We start from the raw sequence: 14,955 nt of genomic DNA on the forward strand, positions 1-14,955 counted from the left end.
GGCCGTTGCATTATACCTATTATTGCAGCAGGGACATGACCATAGAGGACATGCTGTTGCTTTGCTTGAGCATGGCGGTGCCCGCTTGCAGCAGCATTTGCGAGGCGGTCATGTTCGAGCTTTCGGTGGCGAAGTCGGTGTCCATGATGCGGCCGGTGGCAGCCTTGGTGTTGGTCGCAATGTTCGACAGGTTGCTGTTGACGTGGTCCAGGCGGTTGGCGGTAGCGCCCAGGGCCGAACGGATGGTGCTGACGTCATTGATGGCTTTTTCCAGCTTGTCGATGGCGCCGTTGGCGGCGGTGCCGGTGGTCAGCTCGGCAGCGTTGGTGATCGACGTGGCAGCGAAATTCGACGACAGGCCGGTCAGCTTGGCGTTCAGCGAGGTCAGGTTGCTGGTGACGTCGAACGTCATTTTTTCGGTCGAGCTGGCGCCGATCTGGAACGTCATCGACGACGACAGGGTGCCGGTGGCGCCGGTGCCATTGCCCAGCAGCTTGGTGCCGCCGAACGTGGTGTTGGTCATCACGTTGTACAGTTCGGTGCCGAGCGCATCGTATTCGGCTTGCATGGCTTTGCGGTCGTCGGTGCTCGACGAGGCATCGGCAGCCTGGGTGGCCAGGTCTTTCATGCGGACCAGCATGTTGGTCACTTCGTTGAAGGCGCCTTCGGCGGTCTGCAGCATCGAGGTGCTGTTCTGGGTGTTGCTCATTGCCACGGTCATGCCACTGGTCTGGGCTTTCAGACGGGTGGCGATCTGCAGGCCTGCCGCGTCATCCATTGCCGAGTTGACGCGGAAGCCGGTGCTCAGGCGGGTCATCGAGGTCGACAGGTTCGACTGGGTGTTGCCGATCGAATTTTGCGCGGACAGCGAAGCGAAGTTGGTGTGGAGACTCAGCATGGTACGTTTCCTAAAGAATGTAATCGGTGAGGAGCGCGTATCGGTGCGCCCTTACCAGTACAAGACGACCAACGACAACTGCTTATTAAGTTCCATGTGGAAATAAAATGAAAATACATGCAAAAAAACGGACGTGCGGACGAAAAAAAACCCAACCGTCTCAACGGTTGGGTTTTTTGGAGTGCGACAACTAGTTTATTGCAGCAGCGACATGACCATCGAGGACATGCTGTTGCTCTGCTTGAGCATCGCGGTACCGGCTTGCAGCAGCATCTGCGAGGCGGTCATGTTCGAGCTTTCAGTGGCGAAGTCGGTGTCCATGATGCGGCCCGTCGCAGCCTTGGTGTTGGTGGCGATGTTCGACAGGTTGTTGTTGACGTGGTCGAGGCGGTTGGCAGCGGCGCCCAGTGCCGAACGGATGGTGCTGACGTCGTTGATGGCGGTGGTCAGGGTGCCGATGGTGGCATTGGCACTCGAGGTCAGTTCGGTCGCAATGGTCGAGCCGCCCGAACGGAAGTTGGTGCTCAGGTTCGACAGCGAGGTGTTCAGCGAGCTCAGGTTGGTCGAGACGTTGAAGCTCATGGTTTCGCTCGAGCTCGCGCCGATCTGGAACGTCATCGACGTCGACAGCGTGCCGTCGGTTGCGGCGCTACCTTTGCCTAGCAGCTTGGAGCCGCCGAACGTGGTGTTGGTCATTACGTTGTACAGTTCCTGGCCCAGTGCGTTGTATTCAGCCTGCATTGCGGTCTTGTCGTCTGCGCTCGACGACGCATCGGCAGCCTGGGTGGCCAGGTCCTTCATGCGCACCAGCATGTTGGTGACTTCGCTGAATGCGCCTTCAGCCGTTTGCAGCATCGAGGTGGAATTCTGGGTGTTGCTCATTGCCACGGCCATGCCGCTGGTTTGGGCTTTCAGGCGGGTAGCGATCTGCAGGCCGGCAGCATCATCCATCGCCGAATTGACGCGGAAGCCGGTGCTCAGGCGGGTCATCGAGGTGGACAGTTTCGACTGGGTGTTGCCGATCGAGTTTTGTGCGGACAGCGAAGCGAAGTTGGTGTGAAGACTCAGCATGGTACAGCTCCTAAAGGGTGGGGTCGATTCGGAGCGTCAGCAACTGCGCTCTTACCAGTACAAGACGACCATCAAGCTGCGGTTATTAAATTCCACGCGGAAATAAACTAAAAAAGACGAAAAAAAGCCAACCGCCGCAGCGGTTGGCTTTTTGATCTTTCGGTTCGCTGGCGAACAGGATAAATTATTGCAGCAACGACATGACCATCGAGGACATGCTGTTGCTTTGCTTGAGCATGGCCGTGCCGGCTTGCAGCAACATTTGCGAGGCAGTCATGTTCGAGCTTTCGGTGGCGAAGTCGGTGTCCATGATGCGGCCGGTTGCAGCCTTGGTGTTGGTGGCGATGTTCGACAGATTGTTGTTGACGTGGTCGAGGCGGTTGGCAGCGGCGCCCAGTGCCGAACGGATGGTGCTGACGTCGTTGATCGCGGTGGCCAGCAGGCCGATGCTGCTGTTGGCGGTCGAAGTCAACTCGGTTGCGCCAGTCGAGCCTGCGCTCGAGAAGTTCTTCGTCAGCGCGGCCAGCGACGAGTTCAGCGAGCTCAGGTTGGTCGAGACGTTGAAGCTCATGGTTTCGCTCGAGCTGGCGCCGATCTGGAACGTCATCGAGGCCGACAGCGTGCCGTCGGCCGCCGCGCTGCCTTTGCCCAGCAGCTTGGAGCCGCCGAACGTGGTGTTGGTCATTACGTTGTACAGTTCCTGGCCCAGTGCATTGTATTCAGCCTGCATGGCGGTCTTGTCGTCGGCGCTCGACGATGCATCGGCAGCCTGGGTGGCCAGGTCTTTCATGCGCACCAGCATATTGGTCACTTCGTTGAACGCGCCTTCGGCGGTCTGCAGCATCGAGGTGGAATTCTGGGTGTTGCTCATGGCAACGGACATGCCGCTGGTCTGGGCTTTCAGACGGGTGGCGATCTGCAGTCCGGCAGCGTCGTCCATGGCAGAGTTGACACGGAAGCCGGTGCTCAGGCGGGTCATCGAGGTCGACAGCTTCGATTGGGTGTTGCCGATCGAGTTTTGCGCGGACAGCGAAGCGAAGTTGGTGTGAAGACTCAGCATGTTACAGCTCCTAAATGGTGGGGATCAGTTTGGAGCAAGATAATCTGTGCTCTCCAATGGCAAGACGACCAACGGCCACCGTTTATTAAATTCCTGGTGGAAATAATTAAAAAAGCTACACGGCCAGTGCAGTCTGTAGGCAGCTGCGGAAATGGCCTATCTTTTCCTCATCAAGCGCAAGGGTGGCAAAGCGCTCGTCATCGATCGCGCCCGGTGCGATGCGCTCGCATATAGCTTGGTCCTCGGCAAATACCTGGCGGTTCATGTGGGCACTTGCATCAAAAAAGCCTTGCAGCGCGGCCGCACTGGCGGGACGAGTCGCGCCATTGAGCAACCGGCTGGAAAAGTGCGTGCGACCGGGCTGCGCTGCCGGGAAGAAATGCTGCAAAGAGTAAGAATACGAAAATGTCGACGACAGCATCGTAAACGGAAACAGGTACACGCTCTGGTAGCCTTCGTACTGGCTGTCGAGCGCGAACAGGCGCTTGACCGAGCGCAGTTTTTTGATCATGGCCGAGTTGCCGAGTTCGGCATGCCAGATCGACGTCCATGGCGTGAACGTGTTGACGCCATCACCAAGTTGCAATTGCGCCAACGATTCGGGGTGGACGAACGGCACGTGCAGCGGCTCGAGCGCATTTTCCAGCGCCACGCGCCAGTCACAGGCGAAGTCGCGCGCGTTGAGGTCGCTGCGTCCGGCGATATTAAAGGACACATCGGCCAGCAGGTTGTAGGTGCCGCCCAGCTGGTCTTCGAGCGCCATGCGCGGCGCCGGGGCCGCGAACAGGAAATCGGCACACCAGTCAATCTGCAGCGTGTGCAGGGTGGCGCGGGCGAGATCGGCCTGGGCATACCGTTCGCGGCACGGGATGTGCATGGCGCCGGCCCGGTATGACCAGCCGTGGTAAGGGCAGGTCAGCGGCGCATTGCCATGGCTGTCGGTAAAAAAGCGCGTGCCGCGGTGCGGGCACAGGTTGTCGAACACTACCAGCTCGCCGTGGTCGTTGAAGACCACTACTTCCTGGCCCAGCCAGTCGAGTTTTAGATAGTCTCCGCTGGCGGGCAACTCGCTGCGATGGCACAGCAGGTGCCAAAATTCGTCGCGCAGACGGTGTGCCTGCGCCTGCGCGGTCAGGTAGTGGGCGTCGATCATAGGGTTTTGGCCGGTGGCGCGTACACGGTGGCACCGGCAGCCACGCGGCGCATGACGACGGCGCCGGCGCCCACCGTGGCGCCGTCGCCCACTTGCACGCGCGGCAGGACCGACGCACCCGAACCGACCATTACCGCCACGCCCAGCTGCACCGCGCCGGTCAGGTCGACGTGTGAACTGAGGGTGCAGCCGTTGCCAAGCACGGCGTCGTGCCCCACGCTGGCGTAGCTATTGATGGTGACGAAGTCGCCCACGCGGCTGCCGGCCGAGACCAGCGCAAACGGACAGACCACGGCGCCCCGGCCCAGGCGGGCAGTGCGCGCCACGATGGCGCTCGGGTGGATCAGCGTGTGAAAACGGGCGCCGCGAGCGGCCAGGCCTTCAGCGATCGCCAGCCTGGCGGCCGGCGCACCGACGGCCAGCACGAACACGTCGTCCGGCCTCAAGCTGTAAGCGGCGATCGCACCCAGCAACGGGTACCGATACTCGTCCTCGAGCATCGGGGCGGGCGCCAGCGTGTCGTCGAGCAGGCCGGCGATGCGTTCGCTGGCCGGGTCGAGGCTGTCTTCAAGCCAGCACAGCAGTTCACGGGCGAAGCGGCCGGCACCGACGATGATGATGTTCTTCATGGGATGTCCGTATCGATGAATTAGCGCGCCAGGTAGCCGCCGTCGACGGCCCAGGTCGCACCGGTCACCCAGCGCGCCGCAGGCGACAGCAGGAATGCCGCCGCCTGTGCCACGTCGGCGGTGGTGCCGAAACCGAGCGGGTGCCGCTGCTGGTACGCCTGCATGGCGTCGGCCGGCAGGCCACGTCCGAGCCGTTCATGCATGGCGGTGTCGACCGCGCCGGCAGCGATGCTGTTGACGCGCATGGCTCGCGGCGCCAGTTCCACCGCCAGCGAGCGGACCAGGCCGTCGATGGCGGCCTTGGCGGCCGAATATACGCCCATGCCGGACTGGCCGCTCTGGCCCGCCACCGACGACATGAACAGCAGCGCGGCGCCGTCGGCCATGACGCCGCGCAGGGCGGCAGCGCGCGCCAGCGCCACGGCGGTCTTCACGCTCGAGGCGAACACGTCGTCGAACTGGCGCGCGCGGGTCAATTTGGCAGGGCGCATCAGTTCGATGCCGGCAGCGTGGAACAGGCCGGTCAGCGGTAGTTCGGCGCTGATTGCTTGCATGAATTCGACGATGTGGTCGCCGCCGTCGAGTTCGAGCGGCGCTGCCACGTGACCGTTGCCTGCCAACGCCTGCAAGGTCTGGTCCAGGCGGTCGGCATCGCGCCCGCTGATGATCAGGCGTGCGCCACAGTGCGAGAGCAGCAGCGCGGTGTCGCGGCCGATGCCGGACGAGGCGCCGGTGACAAAAATATGCTGGCCGGCCAGCATGTCGGGATTGAAAATCATGGTCATGCCTCGATCACCCGGTTGACCTGCAACGATGCCAGACACAGCAATGCTGCAGCCCACGAATAGCCGACGCCGAAGCCGAACATGGCCACGGTCTGGCCTTGCGCCGCGGCGCCGAGGCTGGCGCCAATGAGCAGTGGAATCGAGGCGCTCGACGTGTTACCGTAGCGGTCCATATTGATCGGTGCGCGGTTGACTGCCAACTTGGTTTTCTTGATCAGATGCTTGAGCATGAAGGAATTAGCTTGGTGGAACAGAAACGCATCGACCTGGCTGGTGTCGCGGTGCGACAGTTGCATCAGGTCGGCCACCAGCGGCGGAATGCTGCGCAGCGTGAAGTTGAAGATCTCGCCGCCGTCCATGTACAGCTTGCCCGGATCGCGTGCGGCCAGGCGGGCGTCGTCGCCGGCATACGGCTTGGCGGCGCTGGCGGCCATCATCAGGTGGCGCTCGCCCGCACCGTCGCTGCCTAGAATGAAGTGCGCGGGCGCCGCCTGCGGGTCGAACTCGAGCGCGGTGGCGGTACCAGCGTCGCCGAACAGCAACGCGGTGGCGCGGTCGTTCTCGTCCACGGTCTTGCTGATGGTGTCGCCGACGAGCAGCAGCACCCGGCAAATGGCCTGGCCGTCGAGCATCTTCGCGGCCAGCCACAGGCCGTAAGGGTAGGCCGAGCAACCGAGGTTGACGTCGAACGCCACGCAGCCGCGGTCCAGTCCCAGCCGCCCGTGCAGTGCCAGGGCCGTGGCCGGCAGCACGTAATCGGGGGTCTGCGAGATGAATACCAGCGCGTCCACGCTGTCGCGCTCCCAGCCCAGGTCGGCCAGCAGGGTTTCGGCGGCGGCCTGGCACAGGTCGGCCGTGGTCTGGCCATCGCCGGCGCGGCGCCGGGCCTGCACGCCGATCATCTTGGCGACATCGGCCACCCCTTCCGCGCCGAAGCGCTCGACGAACGCGTCGTTGGTGATCTCGGTGCGCGGCAGCGCGCACACCAGGCCGCGCAGTGCCAGGTTGGACACGGTGAACGGCAGGCCGGAGGCCAGGCGCTGGCGCGACATGGTCAAGCCTTCGGTTTGATCAGCGCCTGCACGTCGGCGACCGTGACGCAGTGGGCCAGGGCCTGGCCATCGAGCATCTGGTCGTACAGGTCGTCCACCAGCGCGATGGTGGAGATGATGGCCAGCGAGTCCCAGCTGAGGTCGGCCAACACCAGTTGCGGCGTTACCTTGGCAGCGTCGATTTCGAGGATGTCGGCCATGCCGTCGATAAATTCTTGCATCATATTTCCTTTAAAAGGTGGAGCTAGCGGTCACAGCCGTGCCAGCGTGCCGGCCCATGAGTAGCCGACCCCAAAGCCCAGCAGCAGAGCCAGGTCGCCGGGCTTGACGCGGCCTGCCTGGCGCGCGCGGGCGATGGCAATCGGAATGGTCGAGGATACCGTGTTGCCGACGGTGTCGATTTCGATCACGAATTTTTCTTCTGGAATCTTGAGCTTGCGGCGCAATGCATCGAGCATGAATTTATTAGCTTGATGGAAAATTACATGATCGATATCGTCGAGCGCCTTGCCTGCCGTAGTCAAGAGTTCATGCATGGCGCGCGGCACGGCGCCCAGTGTGAACTGGACGATTTGGGCGCCGTCCATGAACAGATCGTTGTTGCTGCGCCAGTTGCCTGAAGCATCCTCGCGTTCGATGGCGGTGGCCGCGCTGCGCGGCAGGCGCATGCCGCCGGCCGGCACGATCAGGTTGTCGGCGCCGCTGCCATCGGTGCCCAGCACGAACGGCCCGAGCGCCGGCTGGTCGGCGCGGGTCACGACGCTGGCGGCGGCGCCGTCGCCGAACAGGGTGCGCACGCTGCGGTCGCGCGGGTTGATCAGTTTGCTGTAGGTGTCGGCCGTGAGGATCAGCACCTGGCTGCGGATGCCGGCCTCGACCAGCCCCTGCGCCATGGCCAGCGCATACACGAAGCCCGAGCAGCCGAGGTTGATGTCGAGCGCGCCGCACGACGTGGGCAAGCCCAGCCGATGTTGCAACACGCAGGCGCCGCTGGGCAGCAAGTGGTCGGGGGCCTGGGTGCACAGGATCAAAAAATCGATGCCGGCGCGATCGATCTCGTGGTCGGCAAACAGTTTTTCGGCGGCGTGGCACGCCAGGTCGCTGGCGGTCTCGCCGGCAGCGGCAATGTGGCGCCTGGCGATGCCGGTCTTGTCGAGGATTTTCTGCGCCGACCAGTCGGCAAACTCCTGCGCCAGCATGTCGTTGGTGAGCGTGGCGTCGGGCAGGTGGCAGGCGATGGCGGTGAGCCGGGCGTGGCGACGCAGTGCAGTCATGGGGTGGCCCCGGGTAAGGTGGGCGGCGGGACTGCGGCGCCGTGCTCGGCTTGCCATTGGTCGCGGCTGCGGCGCAGGATGTCGAGCACCAGCAGCGCCTTGGTATCGTCCGTGCTCAGATCCTCGACGAACATGGCGTTGTTGGCCTGGATCCATGCCAGCGGCATTTCCCACCAGGCCAGCGCCAGTAACGCCGCGCGCACCGGTTCGCTGAAGCGGTAGCGGATCAGGCGTGCCGGGGTACCGGCATAGACGCCGTATGGTTCGGTACGAAAATTCTGTGGCACGAGGGTGCGCGCACCGATCACGCAACCGTTCTCTATCACGGCGCCACCGAGCACCATCGCTTCGTCGCCGATCCACACGTCGTTGCGGATCACGGTGTCGCCCAGTTGCGGCGGCAGGACGCTCTTCAGGCCATTGCCCTGCACCGAGAACATATAGGTGGAGATGGTGCGCATGTCGTGCTGGCCGTTGAGCACGAACCGCAGGCGCGCGCCGCCGGCGACAAAACGCCCCACACTGAGGCGTTGGCGGTCGCTGTCGTATTTGACGAATGATTCCACGCCAAAGCCCGAGCAGCGGCCAATGCAAAATTTGCCGAACCCCGGCTCTTCTTCCAGCCAGTCGCGGAAGAAACGATGGGGCAGGGTGCTGAAGGCGCCGTCGGCGTAGCTGAGCACTGCGAACTGGGCGCTCCACGGATGGTCAGCGGCAAAGCCGGCAAAATTGTTTTCAGTCGTCAGCTGCATCAGGAATCTATGGTGGTGGTAAACGGCGCGGCGATGATGGCAACGATGGCGGCCACGATGTCGTCGGCCAGTCCCGGGTAGATCGGCAGGCAAATCACCTGCGACGATGCCCGCTGAGCAATCGGCAACCGGGCCGGAGCCGCGGACGGCATGTCGCGGTACATCGGAAAGTCGCTGATGAGCGGGTAAAAATACCGGCGCGCGTAAATTTCCTGCTCGCGCAGCGCGCCGAACAGCTGGTCGCGGCTCAGCGGGTACGCAGGACCTACCAGGATCGGGAAGTAGGCGTGGTTGGCGGCGTCGCCTTCACCGGCGGTGAGGCAATGGATGCCGGGCACGCCGGCCAGTTGCACGCGGTAGGCCGCGTCGATGGCGCGCCGCTGCTCGCGGGCGGCGTCGATGCCTTTCAGTTGCAGCAGGCCGAATGCTGCATTGATCTCGCTCATCTTGCCATTGATGCCGGCAGCGACCACCGTCACCTCGTCGACGAAGCCAAAGTTCTTCAGGCGGTCGATGCGCAGCTTGGTCTTGGCGTCGGGGCAGATGATGGCGCCGCCCTCGAAAGTATTGAAAATCTTGGTGGCGTGGAAGCTGATTACCGACAGGTCGCCGTAATTGAGCACGCTGGTGCCCTGGTGGCGCACGCCGAACGCGTGGGCGGCGTCGTAGATCACCTTCAGGTTGTAGTTGTCGGCGATTTTTTCGATCGACGCCACGTCGCACGGCTGGCCGTAGCAATGCACGGGCATGATGGCGGTGGTGTGCGGTGTGATGGCTGCCTCGATCTTGCCCGGGTCGAGGTTGAGCGTGACCGGGTCGACATCGACGAACACCGGTTTGATGCCATTCCACAGCAGCGAATGGGCGGTGGCCACGAACGAGTACGGCGTGGTGATCACTTCTCCCGAGATACGCAGCGCCTGCAGCGCCGTCATCAGGGCCAGCGTGCCGTTGGCGAACAGGCAGATATGCTTGACGCCCAGATAGTCGCACAATGCCTGTTCCAGTTGCTGGTGGAACGGACCAGCATTGGTGAGGACCTTGTTTTCCCAGATGGTTTCCAGGTACGGCAGGAAGTCCTGCAGGTCAGGCAGCAGCGGCTGGGTTACATAGACCGGGGTTTTCTTGGGCATGTTCATCACAGTCCGATCGGCGGATTGGGGACGGCCACCGGAACTTCGAACGACACCGGCGGCAAGCCTTCGCACCAGCGCTGCCAGGCCAGGCGCAGCCCGTTTTCCAGGCCCTCTGCGATCAGGCCGGTGTTGCCCATGGCCGAGCGTTCGAGCCGGTGGCGGCTGCTGAAACGGTAGGCCCCCAGCAGCATCGGATTGGCGGCCATGGCCAGCGCCTTGCGCACATATTCGTCTTCGTCGGCGGCGATGAATTCTTCCAGTTCGACTTGGCGCAGGATCGAGGTGCCGGCCCGGCTCGGCTGGGTGGGGCCGGCCATGGTCAGCGTGGGCACGCCCATCCATAGCGCATTAAATGTGGTGGTGCCGCCGCCATACGGGAAGGTGTCGAGGCAGATGTCGACGCGGTGGTGCATCTCCATATATTGGCCGATGCCGGTGCGCCCTTCGTACGTCAGGCGGTCTGCGGCGACGCCTTCCTCGGCGAACCAGCCGGCCAGCACCGCTTGCGGCCCTGAGGTAGGCATTGCCGCGAGCAGCATGCGCGCGTCGGGAATGGCGCGCAGCAGCTTGCACCAGCGCGCCACCACCTGGCGGTTGATCTTGTTGAGGCGGTTGAAACTGCCGAACGTCAGGTAGCCGTTGGTCAGGGCCGGCGCCGGGCGGATGGCGGGGGCATACTCGGACGGCAGGAACGGCGCGCATACTGGCAACTGCATCAGTTTTTCGGTGAACTGGTCTTCGAGTTCGCCCAGCGGCGAGAAGAACGGATCGCTCAGGAAATAGTCGACGGTGGACAGGCCGGTGGTCAGCGGATAGCCGATCCAGGTGGCCTGGATTGGCGCTGGCCGGGCGGCAAACATGCGTAGCCGGTTCTTGCCGGTATGGCCGGACAGGTCAATCAGGATGTCGATGCCGTCCGCGCGGATCTGCTTGACCAGATCGGCGTCGCTCATGCGCTCCACCTGGCGCCAGTTGGGCATGTACTGCCGCAGGCGTTCGGTGACGAAGTCGTCCTCCGCATCGTTGTAATAGCCATACAGAGACAGGTTGGCGGCGGCCGGAATGTTTTCCAGTACCGGCAGCAGGAAGTGCGGCACCGGGTGGTTGTGCAGGTCGCCTGAGACCAGGCCCACCTTGAGCGTGCGCAGCGGATCGCGGTCGTTGTCGTGCGCGGCGCGCAGCGGAGCGGCCAGCGCCTCGAAGGTCTGGCCGAAGCGCGCATGGGCGGCAAACATGGCATCGGCGCTGACGGTGGCGCTGTGCGACATCAGGAACAGGTAGTTGCTGAACAGGTTATCCCATTCTGGGCCGATGGCCAGGCCCTCGCGGCAGGCGTCGAGCGCATCGTCGAGCCGACCCATATTGTTCAAGGTCGCGCTGAGGTTGACGTAGGCGTCGCGGTAGTGCGGATTGATGGCGATAGCGGTGCGGTAATAGCCGAGCGCCTGGGAGGCCTGACTGTCGAGCATGTGGCTGTTGCCCATGGAAAAATGTGCCCGGGCCATTTTCGGATCGATTGCCAGCGCCTTCTGGTAATACTCTCTGGCCTTGTCGAGCTGTTTCCAGTCCTGGTAATTGCCGCCGATGTTGCACAGTGTGAGCGTGTTGCCGGGATCGGACTCAAGCGAGCGCTGGTAAGCGTCGAGCGCCTGCTCGTATTGCTTGAGCGCTTGCAGCGAGCTGCCCATGTTGTTGAGGATGCCAGCGTCCCCGGGTGCACATTCGAGCGCGCGGCGATAGGCGTCCACCGCCAGTTCGTGCTGGCGGATGCTGTAATGATAGTCGCCCAGTTGCATGTGGGCCCGGGCGTCGGTCGGGGCGATCGCGACTGCGCGCTGGAAATAGTCGAGCGCTGCTTCCTGATCGCCGGTCTCACCGAAAATGATGCCGAGGTGGCCGTACGCCTGCGCATCCTGCGGCAGCAGGGCGATCGCCTGTTTGGCGCAGGCGATCGCCACCGGGTAATTTTTTTGCCGGCACTGCAACAGCGCCAGGCTGGTCAGTGCCGGCGCAAAGCCGGCGTCGAGCGCCAGCGCCTGTTCGTAAGCGGCCAGCGCCTCGTCGGCCTGGTTGTGCGCTTGTAAGGTTTGCCCGAGGCGGTGGTGCAGTTCGGCGTTGCCGGGCTCGGCGGCAATGGCTTGACGGTACGTGGCGATTGCCTGGTCGAGGTCGCCCGCCTCGCGCAACGCGGCAGCCAGGTTGGCGTGTACCAGCGGCAACTGTGGGTCCAGGTGCAGCGCGGCGCGATAGCTGACGACCGCCGCATGCCATTGTTGCAGCGCCTGCTGGGCATTGCCGAGGTTGAGATAGATGCCGGCACTGCCAGGCTGCAGCGCCAGGGCCTGCTGGTAGCTGGCAACCGCCTCGTCGTGGCGCGTCATGGCATGCTGGACGTCGCCCAGCGCAATCTGCGCCTTGACATAATCGGGACGCAGGGCCAGCGCCCGCCGGCCAGCCTGTTCGGCCTGTTCCAGCTCGCCCTGCGCCAGCAGCGCCGTGGCCAGGTTGCCATGCGCTTCCACGAAGTCGGGGTTCAGTTGCAGCGCCCGCGTATAACTGGCCACTGCCTGCGCCAGGTCCCCGCGCTGCTGCCACGCCATGCCCAGATTGCCGTGCGCTTCGGCGTCATGCGGGGCCAGCGCAGCGGTGTTTTGCAGCGCCTCGAAGGCGTCCTTTCCCTGGGTTTGCAAGGCGGTGCCCAGCACGCTCCAGGCGAAGTCCGAGGCCGGATACTTGACGGTCATGGCGCGGCTCGCTTGCTCCAGTCCGGCCAGATCGCCGGCCTGGTACAAGGCCACTACGTGATGCCGCTCTTCCAGGGTGGGCGTGGTGGCGATCGCCCGGTCGATGCGCTGGCGCAGCGCCTGTGACTGTTCGTTATCGAGGCCGCGCCCGATGGCGGTCTCGATGATGTCGAGCGCCTGCACCGCCTCGCCGGCCTGGAGCAGGCCCTCAGCGTACGACAGCCAGAACTGGCCCTCGTCCGGGTTGACCGACAACGCCTTGTGCAGGTACGGCAGGCCGGCGGCATGCTGGCCGACCTGGCCCGCCAGCAAGCCCATATTGTGGTTGGCGACCGCGTGATAGGGCTCAGTCTGCAAAATGGTGAGGTAGAGTTCTTCCGCCGGTGCGAACTGCCCCGCCTGGTGTGCCTGGATCGCCTGCTGCAAGAGGTCATCTGAAGGCTGTGCGGGGGCGGCGGTGTTGGTCATGTCGGGGCGGTATGAGGTGGTTATCTGGAATTGTAACCGCTGAAAAGGCAAATAGTGAATTTCCATGTGGAATTTATTTGCAATGTGCGCAAAAAAAAAGCGCGGCCGCCACAGGGGCGCCGCGCTAGCGACATGCAAGCGGATCGGCGGGCTGCCGGACTTACATATTCGGGTAATTCGGACCGCCGCCACCTTCCGGCGTCACCCACACGATGTTCTGGGTAGGATCCTTGATATCGCAGGTTTTACAGTGCACGCAGTTCTGGGCGTTGATCTGCAGGCGGTCGGCGCCGGCGTCGGTTTTCACAAATTCGTACACGCCGGCAGGGCAGTAGCGCGCCTCCGGTCCCGCGTACTGGGCCAGGTTGACGTCCACCGGCACGCTCGGGTTTTTCAGCGTCAGGTGGATCGGCTGGTCTTCGGCATGGTTGGTATTCGAGATGAATACCGACGACAGCCGATCGAAGGTGAGTTTGCCATCGGGCTTCGGATACACGATCGGCGTGAACTGCGATGCCGGTTTCAGGCATTCGTGGTCGGCGTGGGTGTGGTGCAGGGTCCACGGCGCCTTGCCCCGGAACACGATCTGGTCGATACCGGTCATCAGCGCGCCGATGACCAGGCCCTTGTTGAGCCATGGCTTGACGTTGCGCGCCACGTGCAGTTCTTCGTGCAGCCACGATTGCTCGAACGCGGCCGGGAAGGCAGCCAGTTCGTCGTGCTGGCGGCCGGCGCCCAGCGCTGCGACTGCCGCTTCGGCGGCCAGCATGCCGGTTTTGATCGCCGCGTGGCTACCCTTGATGCGGCTCATGTTGAGGAAGCCGGCATCGCAGCCGATCAGCGCGCCGCCGGCAAACACCAGCTTGGGCAGCGACTGCAGGCCGCCGGCCGTGATCGCCCGTGCGCCGTACGAAATGCGCTTGCCCCCTTCGAGGAAGGTGCGGATTTCCGGGTGGGTTTTGTAGCGCTGGAATTCCTCGTACGGCGACAGGTACGGATTTTCGTAGTTCAGGCCGACCACGTAGCCGATCATGACCTGGTTGTTTTCCATGTGGTACAGGAACGAGCCGCCGTAGGTCTTGTTGTCCAGCGGCCAGCCGGTGGTGTGAATCACCAGTCCAGGCTGGTGCTTGGCCGGGTCGATTTCCCACAATTCCTTGATGCCGATGCCGTACGACTGCGGGTCCTTGCCCTTGTTCAGGTCGTATTTGGCAATCAGCTGCTTGCCCAGGTGGCCACGCGAACCTTCGGCGAACAGCGTGTACTTGCCGTGCAGTTCCATGCCGAGCTGGAAGTCGGGACCGGCTTCGCCATCGCGCTTGACACCCATGTTGCCGGTGGCCACGCCCTTGACCGAGCTATCGTCGTTGTACAGGATTTCGGCGGCCGGGAAACCGGGGAAGATTTCCACGCCCAAGCTTTCGGCTTGCTGGCCCAGCCAGCGCACAACGTTGCCCAGCGAGATCACGTAGTTACCGTGGTTTTCGAAGCATGCGGGCAGGGCGAAGTTCGGGGTCTGGTAGGACTTGGTTTCGGTCAGGAACAGCACGCGGTCTTCGGTGACGGCGGTGTTGAGCGGCGCGCCTTTCTCTTTCCAGTCAGGAATCAGTTCGGTGAGCGCGCGCGGGTCCATGACGGCGCCCGACAGGATGTGCGCGCCCAGTTCGCCGCCTTTTTCCAGCACGACCACCGAGGTATCGGGAGAAAGTTGCTTGATCTTGATGGCCGCCGACAAGCCTGCCGGTCCACCGCCGACGATGACGACGTCGTATTCCATCGCTTCGCGCGGGCCGTACTGTTCGATGAGAGTCTGGGGCTGTGTCATGTTTTTATAGTGTCTTGTAGTGATGGGGAAAATTTTAGCACGAGTGTGCTTCTTTTTCGGCCCGATTGCAATGGTGGCGCTATTCTGAGGGACATTATTAGACATCGC

Annotated in this window: 13 protein-coding genes; all 13 read right to left on the reverse strand. The window is 63.2% G+C overall.

What is annotated here, in order from left to right:
• Nucleotides 1-19: 19 nt before the first annotated feature.
• A complete protein-coding gene (locus J2X54_RS19695; protein WP_070246657.1) occupies nucleotides 20-898 on the reverse strand; it encodes a flagellin in 879 nt (292 codons plus the stop codon).
• Between the two features lie 195 nt (nucleotides 899-1,093).
• Entirely contained in the window at nucleotides 1,094-1,969 is an 876-nt protein-coding gene (locus J2X54_RS19700; RefSeq protein WP_070246656.1) for a flagellin, read from the reverse strand.
• Nucleotides 1,970-2,153: 184 nt separating this feature from the next.
• Nucleotides 2,154-3,029, reverse strand: a complete 876-nt coding sequence (locus J2X54_RS19705) for a flagellin (RefSeq protein WP_310182840.1) — start codon at nucleotides 3,027-3,029, stop codon at nucleotides 2,154-2,156.
• Between the two features lie 115 nt (nucleotides 3,030-3,144).
• Nucleotides 3,145-4,182, reverse strand: a complete 1,038-nt coding sequence (locus tag J2X54_RS19710; RefSeq protein ID WP_070245751.1) for an aromatic ring-hydroxylating dioxygenase subunit alpha — start codon at nucleotides 4,180-4,182, stop codon at nucleotides 3,145-3,147.
• Nucleotides 4,179-4,811, reverse strand: a complete 633-nt coding sequence (locus J2X54_RS19715; protein ID WP_310182842.1) for an acetyltransferase — start codon at nucleotides 4,809-4,811, stop codon at nucleotides 4,179-4,181. Before J2X54_RS19715 ends, J2X54_RS19710 begins: the two co-directional genes overlap by 4 nt.
• A gap of 20 nt (nucleotides 4,812-4,831) precedes the next feature.
• Nucleotides 4,832-5,587 (reverse strand): SDR family NAD(P)-dependent oxidoreductase, encoded by a 756-nt coding sequence (locus J2X54_RS19720; RefSeq protein WP_404990937.1) that lies wholly within the window; start codon nucleotides 5,585-5,587, stop codon nucleotides 4,832-4,834.
• A 5-nt stretch (nucleotides 5,588-5,592) separates the two neighbouring features.
• Nucleotides 5,593-6,648: a ketoacyl-ACP synthase III gene (locus J2X54_RS19725; RefSeq protein ID WP_310182847.1), complete on the reverse strand. Its 1,056-nt coding sequence runs from the start codon at nucleotides 6,646-6,648 to the stop codon at nucleotides 5,593-5,595.
• A gap of 2 nt (nucleotides 6,649-6,650) precedes the next feature.
• Nucleotides 6,651-6,869, reverse strand: coding sequence for an acyl carrier protein (locus J2X54_RS19730; protein WP_310182849.1), 219 nt, complete (start codon nucleotides 6,867-6,869; stop codon nucleotides 6,651-6,653).
• Nucleotides 6,870-6,899: 30 nt separating this feature from the next.
• Nucleotides 6,900-7,922 carry a ketoacyl-ACP synthase III gene (locus J2X54_RS19735; protein ID WP_310182852.1) on the reverse strand — a complete coding sequence of 341 codons (1,023 nt, stop codon included), beginning with the start codon at nucleotides 7,920-7,922 and terminating at the stop codon, nucleotides 6,900-6,902.
• Nucleotides 7,919-8,674, reverse strand: coding sequence for a CatB-related O-acetyltransferase (locus J2X54_RS19740; protein ID WP_310182855.1), 756 nt, complete (start codon nucleotides 8,672-8,674; stop codon nucleotides 7,919-7,921). Before J2X54_RS19740 ends, J2X54_RS19735 begins: the two co-directional genes overlap by 4 nt.
• Nucleotides 8,674-9,807 (reverse strand): DegT/DnrJ/EryC1/StrS family aminotransferase, encoded by a 1,134-nt coding sequence (locus tag J2X54_RS19745; protein WP_310182857.1) that lies wholly within the window; start codon nucleotides 9,805-9,807, stop codon nucleotides 8,674-8,676. The genes J2X54_RS19740 and J2X54_RS19745 overlap by 1 nt, the downstream gene beginning before the upstream one ends.
• A gap of 5 nt (nucleotides 9,808-9,812) precedes the next feature.
• Nucleotides 9,813-13,022: a tetratricopeptide repeat protein gene (locus J2X54_RS19750; protein WP_310182859.1), complete on the reverse strand. Its 3,210-nt coding sequence runs from the start codon at nucleotides 13,020-13,022 to the stop codon at nucleotides 9,813-9,815.
• A 160-nt stretch (nucleotides 13,023-13,182) separates the two neighbouring features.
• Nucleotides 13,183-14,799 (reverse strand): electron transfer flavoprotein-ubiquinone oxidoreductase, encoded by a 1,617-nt coding sequence (locus tag J2X54_RS19755; RefSeq protein WP_404990938.1) that lies wholly within the window; start codon nucleotides 14,797-14,799, stop codon nucleotides 13,183-13,185.
• Nucleotides 14,800-14,955 lie beyond the last annotated feature (156 nt).

Source organism: Duganella sp. 3397, assembly GCF_031456625.1.
In the GTDB taxonomy this organism is placed as follows: domain Bacteria; phylum Pseudomonadota; class Gammaproteobacteria; order Burkholderiales; family Burkholderiaceae_D; genus Rugamonas; species Rugamonas phyllosphaerae.